Origin of the sequence: Brucella sp. JSBI001 (assembly GCF_026014005.1) — a bacterium.
Lineage (GTDB): Bacteria > Pseudomonadota > Alphaproteobacteria > Rhizobiales > Rhizobiaceae > Brucella > Brucella anthropi.
On sequence record NZ_CP110339.1, the window covers coordinates 1,844,294 to 1,860,907 of the forward strand.

The following is a 16,614-nucleotide window of genomic DNA, read 5'->3' on the forward strand; positions in this document are numbered from 1 at the left end:
TCATGCCTCCTGCGTTTGCAGCCACATTTCAAGGAGGCCAGCCTGCCAAAGCTCAGAACCGCGCAACGGCGTTATGTGTTCGGACGGTTTTGCAAACAGGCGTTCAAGATAATCGCGTTGGAAAAGTCCGCGCTCCCTCGCCTTTTGTGAAGAGAGGGCGTCTCGCAACATATCAAGATAAGGGCCATCGATATATTTGAGCTGCGGAACCGGGAAATATCCCTTCTTGCGATCAATCACTTCGCTTGGAACGACCTTCCTCGCCACATCCTTGAGGATACCCTTGCCGCCGTCACGTAGTTTTTCCTCCGGCGGAATGCGGGCGGCAAGCTCGACCAGTTCATGATCCAGAAATGGCACCCGCGCTTCAAGCCCCCAGGCCATCGTCATGTTGTCCACGCGCTTGACCGGATCGTCCACGAGCATCACATTCGTATCGAGCCGCAGCGCACGGTCGACAGGCGTATCCGCTCCATCCTGCAGCAGATTTTCTTCCAGAAGGTCCTGACTGTAATCACGTTCCGGCATCCATTCCGGCGATAGCTGCGTGGCGAGAACGTCATGCGAGCGGTCACGGAACCCTTTGGCATAGTCGCTGACGACATCGTTGGAATCGACTAGCGGTGGATACCAGTGATAGCCGCCGAAAACTTCATCTGCCCCCTGTCCCGACTGGACAACCTTGATATGCTTCGAAACCTCCTTGGAAAGGAGGTAGAAGCCGACATTATCATAGGACACCATTGGTTCGGACATTGCCGCGATCGTTCCCGGCAAGGCGTCCATGAGGTCTGCCGAGGGCACAAAGATCTTATGATGTTCGGTGCCGAAATGCTCGGCGATCAGATCGGAATAGACAAATTCGTCGCCTTTTTCCCCGTTTGCTTCCTCAAAGCCAACTGAAAAACTCATCAGGCCCGATTGACCGGCCTCAGCAAGCAGACCGACGATCAGGCTGGAATCCACCCCGCCGGATAAAAGCACGCCGACCGGCACGTCGGAAATCATCCGGCGCTTGACAGCGACACGCAGCATAGCGAGCAATTGCTCCTGCCATTCCTCGCGGCTCAACGCGCCGTCGCCGGGCAGACGACGATAAGGCGCCTGCCAATAGATGCGGTCAGCAAAACGTCCATTCGGTTCATAGACACGGATTGTCGCCGGGGGGAGCTTTCGAACACCGTTATAGATCGTGCGCGGTGGCGGCACGACGGCATGAAAGCTCATGTAATTGTGCAAGGCCGCGCGGTCTATCGAGGTATCGATGCTGCCTGCCTTAACCAGAGCAGGCAAGGAAGAGGCGAACCGCAAGGCACCCTCCGCCTCGGCAATATAGAGCGGCTTGATGCCGAACCGATCACGCGCGAGGATAACCCTGCCGGTATCACGTTCGTGAATGGCGAAAGCGAACATGCCAAGAAAACGCGTTACACAGCTTTCGCCCCATGCATGCCATGCCTTGAGAATGACTTCTGTGTCACCGTCGGAGAAGAACTTGTAGCCCTTCTGTTCCAGCTCTGTGCGCAATTCGCGGAAATTATAGATGCAGCCATTGAACACAAGCGTCAAACCGAGGTCGGCGTCGATCATCGGTTGCTGCGATTTTTCAGAAAGATCAAGGATTCTCAATCTTCGATGCCCGAAGCCGATATTGCCCCGGATCACAATCCCGGATGCATCGGGCCCGCGAGGACTGAGTACATCCGCCATTTTCGAGACTGCCGAAACTGACGGCGAACCACCGTCAAACCTGACTTCTCCGCAAATACCACACATAAAAAGGGTCGAAACCTCCATTGTCATTCATAAACAAATGAGGCCGTCGCATCTGTTAAGGCGGCGGCCTGCATAATTGCAAATGCGGGAGCGCCGGGATTGTTCCCAACTTTTTCGTTTCCGCTATGTGGCTTTCCCGACTAAATTCGCCTTGGAAAGCATATAGTTTTCAGCGGAAACCATATGCTCAAACGTTATACGGCGCGCATCCTCGCTGCGATTTTCGACAAGTGCTGCAAGCAATCGGTGCTGGAAGATAAGTCCTTCTTCGCGCGAAGCCGGTGTCGGATCAGCATAGATCGCGCGCGCTATTGGCAGGCTTCGCAACAGATTGTGGGTCAATCCGCAGATGAAGCCCAACAGACGGTCCGGACAAAGCTGTGCCAGCAAGGAATGGAAATCCAGTTCCGCAATCCGCTGGCGATATTGATCATCAAGATCGACCGGCGGGCGATCATAGACCCGCATCGCATTTTCCAGCCGAGCAATGTCGTCACCGGTCAATCTGCCGGACAACAGAGCAGCAACCTCCGGTTCGAGATGCTTACGGATAGCGTAAACTTCGGCAAGACTCGGCTGATCGAAAAAGAAATAGCTTCCGAGCATTTCCATTGCGTGCTGGGCGGAAGGTTCGGCCACAAAAGCCCCGCCGCCGGGACCGCTGCGCGTAAAAATCAGACCCTGCGTCTCCAGCGCCTTCATCGCTTCGCGCACAGTGCCCTTGGCAGCCTTGAACTGGTCAATTAGTTCCTTTTCCTGTGGCAGTCGATCTCCCGGCCTCAATGCATCGGAACGGATAACATCCTTGATACGGTCAGCAATCTCTTCCGGTCGCCGACGGACCTTTGCCGCCCTCGCGCGCGATTGCGGTTCGTGATCGGAATTCCGGCCCATTCTGACCATATCTTGCTACTCTCTCCTGATGCGCGGCGCGCTTTCCACGAGTTGTCGTGTATAGGCATGTTCAGGTCTGGCAAAAAGAGCGCTTGCAGTTGCTTCCTCAACGATTTCCCCGAAATACATAACTGCAACCCTGTCAGAGATGGCTTCCACCACGGCAAGATCATGACTGATGAAGAGATAAGAGAGACCAAACTCTTTCTTCAGTTGATCCAGAAGCAGAAGAACCTGCGCCTGAACAGAGACATCCAGCGCGCTAACCGGTTCATCGAGTACGACGATTTCCGCTTCAGCGGCCAGCGTGCGCGCAATGGCGATACGTTGCGCCTGCCCGCCGGAGAATTCGTGCGGATATCGTTCCAGCGTATCCTTGGGCATCTGAACGGCATCCAGCAACTGGATCATGCGCTGCTGGCACTGAGCTGAATCCAGCCCGCCCAGAAGCCTGAGTGGTGTTTCCAGTATCTGCCGGATCGTCTTTCTGGGATTGAGCGATGCGACAGGGTCCTGAAATACATATTGTATGACCTTGCCAAATGCCTGTGCACCGGAATTTCGCAGTTCATGCGCGTCGCGTCCAGCAATCGTCATCGTACCGCCCGTCGGCTCTGTCAGCCCGACGAGCATTCTGGCGAGCGTGCTTTTGCCCGATCCGCTTTCACCGACAATCGCCAGTGTCTCACCGCTTCCAAGATCGAACGAAACATTTTTAACCGCCTCGACCTTGTGACGCTCTTTACCCAGAAGTGTTCGTCCGCCACCGAAGGTTTTGGTGAGATCGCGAACGCTGATCGCATTTCCGCTCATCCTGCCACCCTCCCGTTTTCGCGCTTGAAGAGACCAGCCACACGTTCCAGAAAGTCGGCACCCTGCCCAAGTTCGGGAACGCAGGCTATCAAGCGTTTCGTATAGCTGTGCTGCGGATTGGAAAGAACTTCCGATGTCGTGCCCGTCTCGACAATCTCGCCGTCTTTCATCACTGCCACGCGGTCACAAATCTCCGAAACCACTCCAAAGTCATGGGTGATAAACAGCAGAGCCATGCCACGCTCGCGCTGGAGATCGCGCAGCAGTTCGAGAATGCGCGCCTGCACCGTGACATCGAGCGCCGTGGTCGGTTCGTCCGCAATGATGATATCTGGATCATTGGCCAGAGCCATGGCAATGCCGACACGCTGACGCTGGCCACCTGAAAGCTGGTGCGGATAGTGATTGGCCCGTTCCGCTGCATCTGGAATGCCAACCTTGTCAAGAAGCACAATCGCCTGTTCCCGCCGCTCACTGGCTCCAATCCGCCGATGCGCTGCAATTGCTTCCTCGACCTGCCGACCGACCGGATACATTGGATGCAACGTTGTCAGTGGGTCCTGAAACACATAAGCAACTCTTGCGCCCCGTGCCGCCGTCAACTCGGTTTCAGACATTGAAAGAACGTCCCGGTCGCCCAGATAGATCGCGCCGTTGCGGATAAGTCCGGGCGGGGACGCCACGAGGCCCATTACTGACAGGGCGGTCACGCTTTTGCCCGATCCGCTCTCCCCGATCAGGCCGAGACATTCGCCGCGTTCAAGTTCCAGTGAAACATTGCGGACAGCGGGAGTGAAATGCCCACCATTGACGAAGCCCGTTTCGAGACCGGCAATAGAAAGAGCTTTTTGGCTATCCTTGATCATGGGCGATAACCGGTCCTTGGCAATATCGGTTACAGCACCTGGCCGCCCCAGCGCACCTGACCGCAATCGCGGATCGAGAACATCGCGCACCCCATCTCCCAATACGTTGAGACTGATGACCAGCAGGAAGATCATCAATCCCGGCACGATGGAGACATGCGGGGCATTGAACAGTTGCGCGCGGCCCTCGCCGAGCATGGAGCCGAGATCGGCCTGCGGCGGCTGCGCGCCAAGACCGAGGAAGCTCAGGCCCGCCGTTTCGAGGATCATCCAGCCCGCCGTGGTCGACATGGTAATGACGATAACCGGCAGTACATTGGGCAGCACTTCGCTTAACAGGATCGAAACCGGACTTTTCCCGGAGAGCCGGGCAGCATCAATAAACTCACGATGCGCGAGACCAAGCGTAACCCCGCGAACATTACGCGCGAAGAATGGAATATTGACCACCGCAATCGCGTAGAGCGCATTCATCAGGCCCGGCCCAAGCACTGCCACGATAGCCAGCGCCAGCAGGATATAAGGAAATGCCATCAGCATATCGATGCCGCGCATCATCAAATTGTCGGTTCGTCCGCCCGCATAGCCGGCCACGAGACCGATCGCCGAGCCAACAATCGCTGCGATCAGCGTCGCTGCAAATCCTACTGCGACAGACACCCGCGTGCCCCATATGACACGACTCAATATATCGCGCCCGAGTTGATCCGTTCCAAGAAGATGTCCTTCGCTGAACACGGGTTTTAATCGCATTGCGGGAGAAGTCGCGTCAGGATTGGGAAGCGGGAGAACCGGGGCCAGCAGAATGACGAGGCAGATCAGGACCAGCATAAAAAAGCCGAAAGCCGCCAGTCGATTGCTCATCAGGAGCCGCCATGATGACATGCGGACCGCCGTTGGCGCGGCAGAAATTTCTGGAAGCGCGCTCATGAGCGTATCCTTGGATCGAGCATGGTCTGGATGACATCAGCGAGTAGATTGAAGAGGACATAACTCGCGGCAACCACAAGCACGCCACCTTGCACCAGCAAGATATCGCGGGTGGAAATGGCTTTCACCAGCATGGCGCCAATACCGGGCCACTGGAACACGGTTTCGATGTAGACGGCGCCGCCCAGCACAAATCCCGCCTGAATACCGATCACAGGAATGACGCTGACAAGTGCGGCGCGAAACGCATGACCGTATATCACACGACGTTCGTTGAGACCTTTGGCCCGGGCTGTTCGGATATAGTCCTGACGAAGCACTTCCAGCATCGCGCCGCGGGTCAGACGTGCGATCACGCCTGCCGCCACCACGGCCAGCGTCGTGGCAGGCAGGATCAGATGCCAGAGCAGATCCTTCAGGTCACCGCCGCCATAAACAGCATACATGCCGGACGCTGGCAGAATGCGCCAATGGACCGCGAAGAGATAGATCAGAAGCAACCCCAACCAGAATGAGGGAATGGAAATTCCGGCAAGCACGATGAAAGTGATCGCCCTGTCTGCCCAGCCGAACTGGCGCACTGCCGAAACGATACCCGCGAGCAGGCCGAAGACTGAACACAGTACCAGTGCTACGCCTGCAAGCACGAGTGTCGCCTGAAAGCGCTCCATAACCTCATCCAGCACCGGACGATTGAGCACGAAGGAACGCCCGAAATCCCCATGCAGGAGATTGCCCATCCAGATGAAGTATTGTTGCAGCAACGGCTTGTCGAGACCGAGATCGCGATTGATCCGCTCGACATTTTCCGGTGTTGCGTATGATCCGAGCAACGCAGTCGCCGTATCACCGGGGATCATCGCCATGACGAGAAAAACGATGATCGAGAGCCCGAGCAACACAGGAACAACGGCCAAAAGTCGCTTGAGGATATAGGCTGGCATGAATGCCCTCCCTGCTTATTCCTTGGTTACGTCTTTCAAATGCAGCAGGAAGGACGGCTGCAACTTGAACCCCTTGACGGCAGCGGTCGTGGCTGCATTTTGCTTCCAGTTCGCCACGAACAGCCATGGTGCATCGTCATGGACAATGCTCTGCACTTCGCCATAAAGCTTGCCGCGCTCGGTTTGATCGGTCGATGACCGCGCCTTTTCCAGAAGCTCATCCACTTTGGGGTTGGAATAGTAACCGGAATTGAAACCGCCCTTGTCCGGCAGTGCGTCGCTGCGAAGCGTCAGATAAGGCACCGTGTCCGGATCATTGGTCATCCATGCCATCTCGGCCATATCGGCCTTGCCATCCAGTCCCGGATTTACCCTGCCAAGGAACGTGTTCCACTCATAGGTTTCAATCTTGACCTTGAAGCCCACAGCCTGAAGATCGGCCTGGATTGCGGCACCCATCGTGATTGGATCAAGCATGCCAGAACCGCCTTCGGTCACATAGAACGTGACTTCGGGATTGCTTGCACCAGCTTCGGCAAGGAGCGCCTTGGCCTTTTCAGGATCATAGGGATAGGGTTCGGTTTTGTTCTCGACCCAGTTGAAGGCAGGTGGGATCGGCCCCGCAGCAACAGTTGCGGAACCCTGCAACACATTATCTACGAGGCCTTGCTTGTTAACCGCATAATTCGCCGCCTGACGCACTTTCTTATCCGCGAATGGACCGCTCTTCGCGTTCAGGATGGTAAACCAGACATGGGGGCCCGCCTGTTCGGCAACCGCGAAATTCGCGTCCTGTTTGAAGGTGGCAAGATTATCCGGCGGCACTTCCACCATGACATCCAGCCCGCCTGCCATCATCTCCGCGACGCGGGTATTGGCATCCGTGATCGGGCGGAACACAACTGCTTCCAATGCTGGCGCTGTGTCCCAATAGTCGGGATTACGCTCCACCACCACACGCTGGCCGGATTGCCATTCCGCGAACTTGAACGGACCGGTTCCGGATGGATGACGGCCAAATTCCTTACCGTATTTCTTGACCGCTTCCGGCGACACGATCAGGCCGGTCGGATAGGCCAGATTGGAAAGAAATGGAGCGAAAGGCTCCTTCAGCTTGAACTCGACAGTGTGTTCATCGAGCACATTGACTGCATCGATGGACGAGAAATTGAACGAAAGCGGAAATGGGCCGGTGTTATAGAAGGGATGGTCTTCCTTTAGCATTCTGTCGAAGTTGAACTTGACCGCTTCGGCATTGAAATCCGAACCGTCATGGAACCTCACGCCTTGACGCAGCTTGAACGTATAGGTCTTGCCGTCGTCCGAAATCGTCCAGCTTTCCGCCAGTGCCGGTTCTACTTCCAGCGTTCCGTCCTTGTAGCGCACAAGGCCGTCATAAATATTGACGAGGATGCGGAAATCATTGGTGGCCGTGACTGTATGCGGATCGAGCGATTGCGGCTCTGCAATCTGCCCGACAATCAGCACATTGGGCGGCGTTTGGGCCAGCGCGACTGTGCCCGCCCCGGCGACCGAAAGCGCCATAGCAGTCAGGACGGCACGGAATAACCTTCTCATGGGGTTCCCCTTCATTTGTCAAATCCGTCAGACTCTAATTTATAGGCATAAATCAACTATCATCAATGAATTATCATAATTAATTTTTGCGAGACAAAAAAAGCGGGCCTGAGCCCGCTCGCGATTTCAGAAAGTTCAGAGCCTATTCCGCAGGCGTATCCTCGGGTCTCAAATCCTGCTCTGCCTTGGTCGATTTCTGATGCGTGAAACCCTTGAGGCCCTTGGCGGTTTCCTCGGCATCGCGTTTGATCTCGACTTCGCTCATTGCATAATGAACTGCAAGTTTTGCAATGGAAGTCAGAGCGCTTAGATGAATGCGCTCATAACCATGCGAGGCATCGACACCGAAGGTCAGCAAAGCCGTACGCACATCATGCCCGGCCTCAACCGCAGACGCGGCATCAGAACGGTAATAACGGAACACATCCTTCTGGACCTGAATGTCATGCTCTCCGCAAAGCTCGTAAAGTTTCTTCGTCAGATGGTAATCGAACGGTCCGGTCTGGTCCGCCATGGCAAGCGTGACGCCGAATTCCGATGAATTCTGGCCCGGCGCAGTCGTGCCATTATCGATGGCGACCAGCGAGGCAATATCCGGCACAACGACCGCAGAGGCACCCACTCCAACTTCCTCGCCGATGGTGAACAGCCAATAGCTATCGACCGGCGTTTCCACATTGGCTCTCTGCATCGCTTCGAGGGCCGCAAGCATGATTGCAACGCCTGCCTTGTCATCAAGGTGACGCGAGACGATAAAGCCATTATCGATGAATTCGGGCGCGGGATCGACAGCAACTATGTCACCGACATCGATACCGAGCTGCAGCAGATCATCACGATTTCGGGCGAGCGCATCGACGCGGAGTTCGACATAAGGCCAGCCGACCGGCTGCGTATCGACTTCGTCATTGAATGTATGGCCGGAAGCTTTCAACGGCAGGATCGAACCGCGATAAATTCCTTTGGACGAAAAGATGGAAACGCGGGCACCTTCAGCGAAACGCGCTGACCAGTTACCGATGGAAACCAGTTCCAGCCGTCCGTTTTCCTTCAGATATTTTACCTGCGCGCCGAGCGTATCGACATGCGATACGATCCCGCGCGCCGGTCTCTCCGTCAGGCCCACCCTGCGCGCGCGAATAGCCCCCCGGCGCGTCAGCATAACCTCAAGTCCCAGATGCTCCAGCTCGCGCGCAACATAACGCACGGCTTCGTCGGTAAACCCGGTCGGACTCGGTATGGCGAGAAGCGCCTTGAGCCGTGTTACGAGATAGTCCTGATCGATTGTGATGGCGGTCTGCATCATTCATGTGTCGCAAAACAAGACCGCAACGTCAACGTCATCTCCAGAACAGAAAACTTCGGCACCGGTGTTACGCGGCGCCGAGATGCCATCAGAAACTCCAGTCTTCATCCTCAGTCGCGACCGCCTTGCCGATGACGTAAGAAGAGCCGGAACCGGAGAAAAAGTCGTGGTTTTCGTCTGCATTCGGCGAAAGAGCGGACAGGATCGCCGGGTTGACCTTGCACGCTTCAGCCGGGAAGAGTGCCTCATAGCCGAGGTTCATGAGAGCCTTGTTGGCGTTGTAATGCAGGAATTTCTTGACGTCTTCAGTTAGGCCAACGCCATCATATAGCGCTTCCGTGTAGCGAACCTCATTGTCGTAAAGTTCCAGAAGAAGTTCGAAGGCAAAATCCTTGATTGCCTGCTTCTGCTCTTCGTTCAAGCGTTCCAGTCCGCGCTGGAATTTGTAACCGATGTAATAGCCATGCACAGCCTCATCACGGATGATGAGCCGGATAAGATCGGCTGTATTGGTCAGCTTTGCCCGGCTCGACCAGTACATGGGCAGATAGAAGCCGGAATAGAACAGAAAGCTCTCCAGGAAAACGCTGGCGATTTTCCTTTTCAGCGGATCATCCGCGCGATACTGGTCCAGGATCAGAACGGACTTGCGCTGCAGGAATTCGTTTTCCTCGGACCAACGATAGGCATCGTCAACATCCGGCGTCAGGCACAAAGTCGAGAATATCGACGAATAGGATCGTGCATGAACCGCTTCCATGAAGGAGATGTTGGACAGCACCGCTTCTTCATGCGGCGTCGCTGCATCATCCATCAGCTTCACGGCACCGACTGCGTTCTGGATCGTATCGAGAAGTGTCAGCCCGGTGAAAACGCGGATCGTCAGTTGCTTTTCCTGCGGTTTCAGCGTTTCCCACGACTGAATATCGTTCGAAAGCGGCACCTTTTCCGGCAGCCAGAAATTGCCGGTCAGACGGTTCCAGACCTCAAGGTCTTTCTCATCTTCGATCCGGTTCCAGTTGATCGCACGCACTGCGGCGGGTTTCGGGTTCTTGGTTTTCACTTGAATATTCATTGGTCATCACCAGTGGTCAGAGGGCGCAGGAAACGCAACCCTGCACTTCCGTGCCGGAGAGCGCCATCTGGCGCAGGCGAATGTAGTAGATGGTCTTGATGCCCTTCTTCCACGCGTAGATCTGTGCGCGGTTGATATCGCGTGTCGTTGCGGTATCGCGGAAGAACAATGTCAGAGACAGGCCCTGATCGACGTGCTGCGTCGCCGCCGCGTAAGTGTCGATGATCTTTTCCGGCCCGATCTCATAGGCGTCCTGATAGTAATCGAGATTGTCATTGGTCATGAACGCTGCCGGATAGTAGACGCGACCGATCTTGCCCTCCTTGCGGATCTCAATCTTCGACACGATCGGATGGATCGATGACGTCGAATGGTTGATGTAGGAGATCGAGCCTGTCGGCGGCACGGCCTGAAGGTTCTGGTTATAAAGCCCGCCCTCCATCACCGCATTTTTCAGATCGCGCCAGTCATCCTGCGTCGGAATCGCAGTGCCAGCCTTTTCGAAAATTTCTCGAACCTTTTCCGTCGCCGGTTCCCAAAGCTGCTCGGTATATTTGTCGAAATATTCACCTGTTGCGTATTTGGATTTCTCGAAACCTTTAAAGGACTTGCCCGTTTCCACTGCAATCAGGTTCGATGCGCGGATCGCGTGATAGGTAACCGTATAGAAATAGATATTCGTGAAATCGACGCCCTCCTCCGAGCCGTAATAAATCCGCTCGCGGGCGAGATAACCATGCAGATTCATCTGGCCGAGACCGATGGCATGGCTTTCATCATTACCTCGGGCGACCGACGGCACGGAACCGATTTGGCTCATATCGGAAACTGCTGTCAGAGCGCGGATGGAGGTTTCGATGGTCTTGCCGAAATCGGACGAGTCCATTGCCGATGCAATGTTGAGCGAACCCAGATTGCACGAAATATCCTTGCCGAGATGATCATAGGAAAGGTCTTCGCCGAAGATGCTCGCCTCACTCACCTGGAGGATTTCCGAACAGAGATTGCTCATGGTGATGCGCCCGTCAATCGGATTGGCGCGGTTCACCGTGTCCTCGAACATGATATAGGGATAACCGGACTCGAACTGGATTTCCGCCAGCACCTGAAAGAACTCGCGTGCATTGATCTTCTTCTTGGTAATGCGCGCATCATCGACCAATTCCCGATATTTTTCGGTGATCGAAATCTCGGTCAGTGGCACACCGTAGACCCGCTCCACGTCATAAGGCGAGAAGAGGTACATATCCTCGTTGTTCTTCGCGAGTTCGAAGGTAATGTCTGGAATGACCACACCAAGCGACAAGGTTTTGATGCGGATTTTCTCGTCCGCGTTTTCACGCTTCGTGTCGAGAAAACGCATGATATCCGGATGATGTGCATGCAGATAGACAGCGCCCGCACCTTGTCGCGCGCCAAGCTGATTGGCGTAGGAAAAGGAATCCTCAAGAAGCTTCATCACCGGAATGATGCCGGATGACTGGTTCTGGATCTGCTTGATGGGCGCGCCCGCCTCGCGGATATTGGTGAGGCTCAGCGCCACGCCGCCGCCCCGCTTCGACAATTGCAGAGCCGAATTGATGGAGCGTCCGATGGACTCCATATTGTCCTCAACCCGCAGCAGAAAGCAGGAAACAAGTTCGCCGCGCTGTTTTTTTCCCGCATTGAGGAATGTAGGCGTCGCAGGCTGGTAGCGGCCTGAAATGATCTCATCAACGAGATCGCGCGCAAGCTGCTCATTGCCACGCGCCAGCGCCAGCGCCACCATGCAGACGCGATCCTCATAGCGCTCCAGATAGCGCTTTCCGTCGAAGGTTTTCAGCGTATAGCTGGTGTAATATTTGAACGCGCCCAGAAATGTCGGAAAGCGGAATTTCTTCGCATAGGCTTCGTCGAAAAGGTCGCGCACGAAATTGAAGGAATACTGATCCAGTACCTCCTGTTCGTAATAGCCTTCGCTCACCAGATAATCGAGCTTTTCCCGCAAGTTATGGAAAAAGACAGTGTTCTGGTTCACGTGCTGGAGGAAATACTGGCGTGCGGCCTGCCGGTCGCGATCGAGCTGGATTTTGCCCTCGTCATCGTAAAGGTTCAACATTGCGTTTAGTGCGTGATAATCCAGCCCGTCCGAAGATTTTGACGGTTTGCTGCTGTTGGAGGTTGCCGCTTGCGGCGCATCCTGCGCCACTGGCCATACTTCGCGTTCCCGGATCAGGGTCGTGTCTGCCGTGTCCAAAATCGTTCCATCCCGTTTTTGACATTGCCAATGTCCTCATCGGTTCCCAGAAGCTCGAAGCGGTAGAGATAGGGAACCTGACATTTGGCGGAGATAATGTTGCCGGCGATACAGAAAGCCTCGCCGAAATTGCTGTTTCCCCCGGCAATCACGCCGCGGATGAAAGAGCGGTTGCTCTCATCGTTGAGAAAGCGGATCACAGGCTTGGGGACAGCGCCCTTGGAGCCGCCGCCGCCATATGTGGGCGTCACGAGCACGAATGGCTCGCGCACCTGCAATCCGCCAGAACCGTCCATCGGGATACTGTTCGACCGCATTCCAAGCCTCTCGACAAACCGGTGTGTATTTTCCGACCGGCTGGAGAAATAGACGATCAGGCTCATGTGACCATAGCCCTCAGGCGAGAGCGCTGATCATATCGGGCCGGAAGCCCGCCCAATGGGATTCACCTGCCACAACCACCGGCACCTGGCGATAACCCATGTCTTGAACGAGATGGAAAGCATCGGCATCGGCGGAGATATCGATGACTTCATATTCGATACCCTGGCGGTCGAGGGCGCGCGTGGTGGCCGTGCACTGGACGCAGGCGGGTTTGCTGTAAACGGTGACGTTCATTTTTTCCTCACTGGAGCATGTCTCCCAAAAGTGGGAACCGGTTTTGGGGTTAAGACATGCATAAAAACAAAGAGATAGAGTATTTCCAACGGTCCGGTTTAAACTGGAATACTCTCGATAGGAGACGCAAAGAGCCGTTCGCGCATCGCAAAATGCGCGTCGAAAGACATGAGATACGGGATCGGCCAGCCGCACGAACAAGCAGCCTGACCACACAAACTATGCCTCGAAGGGAGGATCGGAACCGAAACTGAATAAACTGGACATGGACTTCACCCCGAAGCTATGAGCGGGAAGTTCGGGGCAGCAACCCGTAAGGCAACGATTTGCCACACAAGATTGCGCGCCAACCGGACACCCCGCCCGTGGACGTACTCGTTCAAGGCAGGTCTCCTGGCTCACGGATCAACATTCTGTCCGCCTTCCCAGCCAAAGCCAGTGACGTGATGGACAGAACTCTCCGCTTACAGTTGCGGGGGCAGCTCCGGCATTGCCGCATCCATCATGGATGAAACGCACCGGATTCCCGTCTTAGCTTTCGATCCAACGAATCGAAAGAACCTAGAACACTATATATAGTAGTCGAAGTTAAAAACTCGTCAACAGATAGTTATCCGCAAAGCGTAGAATGAACGAAGCGTTCTTTACCCAGCTGGCTTGATCGGTTTCGGTCTGAACTCCGGCTTGATGGCCTTGAGGGCCATGCGATCCACCATTGCGGGGGCAATCAGTTTCAACCAGCGCCCAAATCGCATCTGGCGGGTCATCAACACTTCACGCTTGCGAGCCTGCACGCCTTCCAGCATCAGCCGCACAGCTTCCTCAACGGGCATCATGTCATCTTCGCGCACACCACTTGTTCCCAGCGCGCCGCCGCTTGCGCTGTAACCCACCTTGCGAATATCGGTTTTGACAACGCCCGGATAGACGATGGTAATGGATATGCCGCTTGGTTCCAGTTCCGCGCGAAGCGCCTCGCAGAAACCCGAAAGAGCGAACTTCGTTCCGCTATAGGCAGTGCGCCCCGGCACACCGATCAATCCGGCAACAGAAGACACAGCCACTATCCGTCCCTTGCTGCCGGCAAGATACGGAAGTGCTGCATGAATGGGCCAGACGCTACCCCAGTAATTCAATTCCATCAGATCATGCATCCAGTTGAGATCATCTGGTTTGATCTCAGCAAAATTGGCGTGGGCCGACATGCCTGCATTCACGATCAAAGTGTCGATACGACCGAAAGCGGAAACGGTTTTACTGATAAGATCGATACAGGCTGTACGATCTTTCACATCGGTTGGCACCACGAGAACCGAACTGCCCAGTTGCCGCAACTCTGTGGCCAGATTTTCCAGCTTTTCAACATTGCGCGCAGCAAGCACCAGAGCAGCATTGGCACGGTCACGCCGGGCAATCTGCCGTGCAGTTTCGGCACCGATCCCATCCGATGCTCCCGTTATGATCGTCACATCCATGCGAGGCCCTCCCTGCCTATCGATCAGACGACAGGCAAGGTACAGGCAGGGCAATCAATGCGTCCAGTGGTTTAGACCTTGCGCGATAGAATTGCAGCAAGAGCGAGACCACCGATCAGCGATATGTGCTCCAGCGCCACCGTCATATCCCGGAAAGCTTCTTCTCCTTCCTTTGCCCAGAACGGGTGGGCAACAGGAATGGTCAGGATCGTAAAGACGGCAAGAGCACCACAAGCCAACCAAATTCCGCGATTGAAGATGATCATCAGCGATCCGACAATCTGCAAAAGCAGGGTTGCGCTGTTGAACAGCCAGCCCGGATGAAGACCAAAGCTTTCCATTTCCGCAGCATTGGCGCCGAAGTTGAAGAGCTTGGCCAACCCACTCGACCAGAAAATGAAGGTAAGGACCACCCGCGCCAGCAAAAGGCTGGCATGGGAATCGAGGATGTTGGCGATGAAACGCGGCATTGGTCAACCCTTTCCGCCGGTGATACGGATAACCTTGAATGCGACCGCCACGGCAACTGCTGGCGCGAGTGCGAATATCACCGACAGCCAGAGCGAGGCATTTGCCGCGCCCTCCACACCTCCCGGCACGGCAATGCCGGCAAAATTGGCAATCATCCCCGCGCAAGCCGTCCCGAAGGCTATGGCGAAGAGTTGTACGGTCGTCATTCCACCCGCTGCGAGATCCTGCTCGGTGGACGGAGCGCTCTGATAGACGCGGGTAACGAGGCTTGGCCATGCAAGACCGATCCCGAAACCGATTAGGATGAGCCCAAGGCAGACGGGCGCGAGCAGCAACCAGTTGCCGTTGCCATGGATCGGGAGAAATATGGCGAGCAGGACAAGACCGGCGAGCGCCAGAACAGGTCCGGCAACGACAAGCTTGTCGCCCCCCTTCTCCTGCCATCTGGAACTGAGGAAGGATGCCACCGTCCAGCCGATTGCCATAAGTGCCGCCAGATATCCTGCCCAGAGCGGAGACTGGCCATGCAAGTGCTGCAGCAGATAAGGCACGTATATTTCGGGCTGCATGCTGAGCATCAAAAGCGCGATCGTAAGGTAAAGAGTCCCGAGCGGCGTCGACAGGCTGAACGAGCGGCGCGGCAGGAGACGTGCCTTGGCGTCGCGCTCCACGAATGTGATGATGGCGATCATGAACATCGCCACACCCAAACCGACGACCTTCCATAGCGTTTCCTGTGACAGGCTCCCCGCTGAAACCGCAAGGACAGCGCCGGTCAAGAGGATGAGTTGAAGAATCGGAATGGAAACACGCTCGTTTTTATCCCAGCTCGAGCGTGGCAAAGTCGCGAATGCCACCACAGCGAAAAGACCCGATACCGGCAGCAATGACCAGAAAGCGGCGCGCCATGCGCCATATTCGGCAAAGATGCCGCCAATCGCCGGCCCGATCAGCGTGGCCACGCCGAACATAGCGGAAATAAGACCGATGGCCCGGCCCCACAGGCGCTCCGGCAAAACGACACGGGTGAGACCATAGGCGAGCGCGTAAAGAAATCCGCCACCGAGGCCTTGCACGCTCCGCCCCGCCAGCATGACCGGCATGTTGATGGCCAGAGACGAGATCAGTGTGCCTGCTGCGAACAGCAGGGTCGCCACGACATAAGCGCCTCTTGGACCGGCACTTTTCAGCAGCCGCGCGGTGAGCGCAGCCCCTAGAATGGAGGCAACGACGAACAAGGTCGTCGCCCAGGCATAGAAATCCATGCCGCCAATGTCCTTCACCACGCTCGGCATGACTGTAGTCGCGATATACATATTGACCGCATGGAGAGTGACCCCTCCGGCCAAAGCCAGGGCATAGAGACCATTTTTACCCCTTAGAAGCTCCCCCCAGCCAGCAGGCGCATGTCCCGCAATCCCCGCTGGTGTTGTTTCTTCGATCGAACTTTGCACTGTCGGCCTCCGTGAACTGAATTGTTGCCGACGGGTTTATAGGACCTCAACTTTGGTTGAGGTCAATAGGCTATTTCCACTGGAAACGAAGGCTTTTGACCGGTGCGAAATGTGGCATGGAACGCCGCAAGATTGCCGCTGCGAATGAGCGCAGCAGCGTCGGACAGGTTCGCCTCAG

At 55.6% G+C, this 16,614-nt stretch carries 14 protein-coding genes and 1 riboswitch; all 14 genes read right to left on the reverse strand.

Annotated features, from left to right (window positions below):
• The 14 genes from LJ361_RS08755 to LJ361_RS08820 all read right to left on the reverse strand — a co-directional run bounded on the left by LJ361_RS08755 (position 1) and on the right by LJ361_RS08820 (position 16,436).
• Positions 1-1,776, reverse strand: coding sequence for an N-acetylglutaminylglutamine amidotransferase (locus tag LJ361_RS08755; RefSeq protein ID WP_151615858.1), 1,776 nt, complete (start codon positions 1,774-1,776; stop codon positions 1-3).
• Between the two features lie 123 nt (positions 1,777-1,899).
• A complete protein-coding gene (locus LJ361_RS08760; RefSeq protein ID WP_029376210.1) occupies positions 1,900-2,679 on the reverse strand; it encodes a FadR/GntR family transcriptional regulator in 780 nt (259 codons plus the stop codon).
• 6 nt (positions 2,680-2,685) lie between these two features.
• The gene (locus tag LJ361_RS08765) at positions 2,686-3,483 is read right to left on the reverse strand and encodes an ATP-binding cassette domain-containing protein (RefSeq protein ID WP_010660924.1); all 798 of its coding nucleotides are present in this window, start codon (positions 3,481-3,483) and stop codon (positions 2,686-2,688) included.
• Positions 3,480-5,279, reverse strand: coding sequence for a dipeptide/oligopeptide/nickel ABC transporter permease/ATP-binding protein (locus LJ361_RS08770; RefSeq protein WP_264813351.1), 1,800 nt, complete (start codon positions 5,277-5,279; stop codon positions 3,480-3,482). Before LJ361_RS08770 ends, LJ361_RS08765 begins: the two co-directional genes overlap by 4 nt.
• Complete coding sequence (locus LJ361_RS08775; protein ID WP_151689159.1) at positions 5,276-6,223, reverse strand: ABC transporter permease; 948 nt, start codon at positions 6,221-6,223, stop codon at positions 5,276-5,278. The genes LJ361_RS08770 and LJ361_RS08775 overlap by 4 nt, the downstream gene beginning before the upstream one ends.
• 15 nt (positions 6,224-6,238) lie before the next feature.
• Positions 6,239-7,801: an ABC transporter substrate-binding protein gene (locus LJ361_RS08780; RefSeq protein ID WP_264813354.1), complete on the reverse strand. Its 1,563-nt coding sequence runs from the start codon at positions 7,799-7,801 to the stop codon at positions 6,239-6,241.
• A gap of 142 nt (positions 7,802-7,943) precedes the next feature.
• Positions 7,944-9,104: an osmoprotectant NAGGN system M42 family peptidase gene (locus LJ361_RS08785; protein ID WP_029928050.1), complete on the reverse strand. Its 1,161-nt coding sequence runs from the start codon at positions 9,102-9,104 to the stop codon at positions 7,944-7,946.
• Positions 9,105-9,195: 91 nt separating this feature from the next.
• On the reverse strand, positions 9,196-10,182 hold the full coding sequence (nrdF, locus tag LJ361_RS08790; protein WP_011982691.1) for a class 1b ribonucleoside-diphosphate reductase subunit beta: 987 nt from the start codon (positions 10,180-10,182) through the stop codon (positions 9,196-9,198).
• A 16-nt stretch (positions 10,183-10,198) separates the two neighbouring features.
• Positions 10,199-12,418, reverse strand: a complete 2,220-nt coding sequence (nrdE, locus tag LJ361_RS08795; protein WP_029928052.1) for a class 1b ribonucleoside-diphosphate reductase subunit alpha — start codon at positions 12,416-12,418, stop codon at positions 10,199-10,201.
• Positions 12,394-12,801 (reverse strand): class Ib ribonucleoside-diphosphate reductase assembly flavoprotein NrdI, encoded by a 408-nt coding sequence (nrdI, locus tag LJ361_RS08800; RefSeq protein WP_264813355.1) that lies wholly within the window; start codon positions 12,799-12,801, stop codon positions 12,394-12,396. The genes nrdE and nrdI overlap by 25 nt, the downstream gene beginning before the upstream one ends.
• Positions 12,802-12,814: 13 nt before the next feature.
• Complete coding sequence (gene nrdH / locus LJ361_RS08805) at positions 12,815-13,036, reverse strand: glutaredoxin-like protein NrdH (RefSeq protein WP_010660916.1); 222 nt, start codon at positions 13,034-13,036, stop codon at positions 12,815-12,817.
• Between the two features lie 365 nt (positions 13,037-13,401).
• Positions 13,402-13,616, reverse strand: a riboswitch (cobalamin riboswitch).
• A gap of 64 nt (positions 13,617-13,680) precedes the next feature.
• On the reverse strand, positions 13,681-14,511 hold the full coding sequence (locus LJ361_RS08810; protein WP_029928056.1) for an SDR family oxidoreductase: 831 nt from the start codon (positions 14,509-14,511) through the stop codon (positions 13,681-13,683).
• A gap of 71 nt (positions 14,512-14,582) precedes the next feature.
• Complete coding sequence (locus tag LJ361_RS08815; RefSeq protein ID WP_010660914.1) at positions 14,583-14,981, reverse strand: DoxX family protein; 399 nt, start codon at positions 14,979-14,981, stop codon at positions 14,583-14,585.
• Between the two features lie 3 nt (positions 14,982-14,984).
• Positions 14,985-16,436 (reverse strand): MFS transporter, encoded by a 1,452-nt coding sequence (locus LJ361_RS08820; RefSeq protein WP_264813357.1) that lies wholly within the window; start codon positions 16,434-16,436, stop codon positions 14,985-14,987.
• Positions 16,437-16,614 lie beyond the last annotated feature (178 nt).

What these genes read in the sequence shown, in the direction of transcription:
- LJ361_RS08755 (WP_151615858.1), bottom strand. Translation starts at nt 1,776, where the DNA reads ATGTGTGGTATTTGCGGAGAAGTCAGGTTTGACGGTGGTTCGCCGTCA.
- LJ361_RS08760 (WP_029376210.1), bottom strand. Translation starts at nt 2,679, where the DNA reads ATGGTCAGAATGGGCCGGAATTCCGATCACGAACCGCAATCGCGCGCG.
- LJ361_RS08765 (WP_010660924.1), bottom strand. Translation starts at nt 3,483, where the DNA reads ATGAGCGGAAATGCGATCAGCGTTCGCGATCTCACCAAAACCTTCGGT.
- LJ361_RS08770 (WP_264813351.1), bottom strand. Translation starts at nt 5,279, where the DNA reads ATGAGCGCGCTTCCAGAAATTTCTGCCGCGCCAACGGCGGTCCGCATG.
- LJ361_RS08775 (WP_151689159.1), bottom strand. Translation starts at nt 6,223, where the DNA reads ATGCCAGCCTATATCCTCAAGCGACTTTTGGCCGTTGTTCCTGTGTTG.
- LJ361_RS08780 (WP_264813354.1), bottom strand. Translation starts at nt 7,801, where the DNA reads ATGAGAAGGTTATTCCGTGCCGTCCTGACTGCTATGGCGCTTTCGGTC.
- LJ361_RS08785 (WP_029928050.1), bottom strand. Translation starts at nt 9,104, where the DNA reads ATGCAGACCGCCATCACAATCGATCAGGACTATCTCGTAACACGGCTC.
- nrdF (WP_011982691.1), bottom strand. Translation starts at nt 10,182, where the DNA reads ATGAATATTCAAGTGAAAACCAAGAACCCGAAACCCGCCGCAGTGCGT.
- nrdI (WP_264813355.1), bottom strand. Translation starts at nt 12,801, where the DNA reads ATGAGCCTGATCGTCTATTTCTCCAGCCGGTCGGAAAATACACACCGG.
- nrdH (WP_010660916.1), bottom strand. Translation starts at nt 13,036, where the DNA reads ATGAACGTCACCGTTTACAGCAAACCCGCCTGCGTCCAGTGCACGGCC.
- LJ361_RS08810 (WP_029928056.1), bottom strand. Translation starts at nt 14,511, where the DNA reads ATGGATGTGACGATCATAACGGGAGCATCGGATGGGATCGGTGCCGAA.
- LJ361_RS08815 (WP_010660914.1), bottom strand. Translation starts at nt 14,981, where the DNA reads ATGCCGCGTTTCATCGCCAACATCCTCGATTCCCATGCCAGCCTTTTG.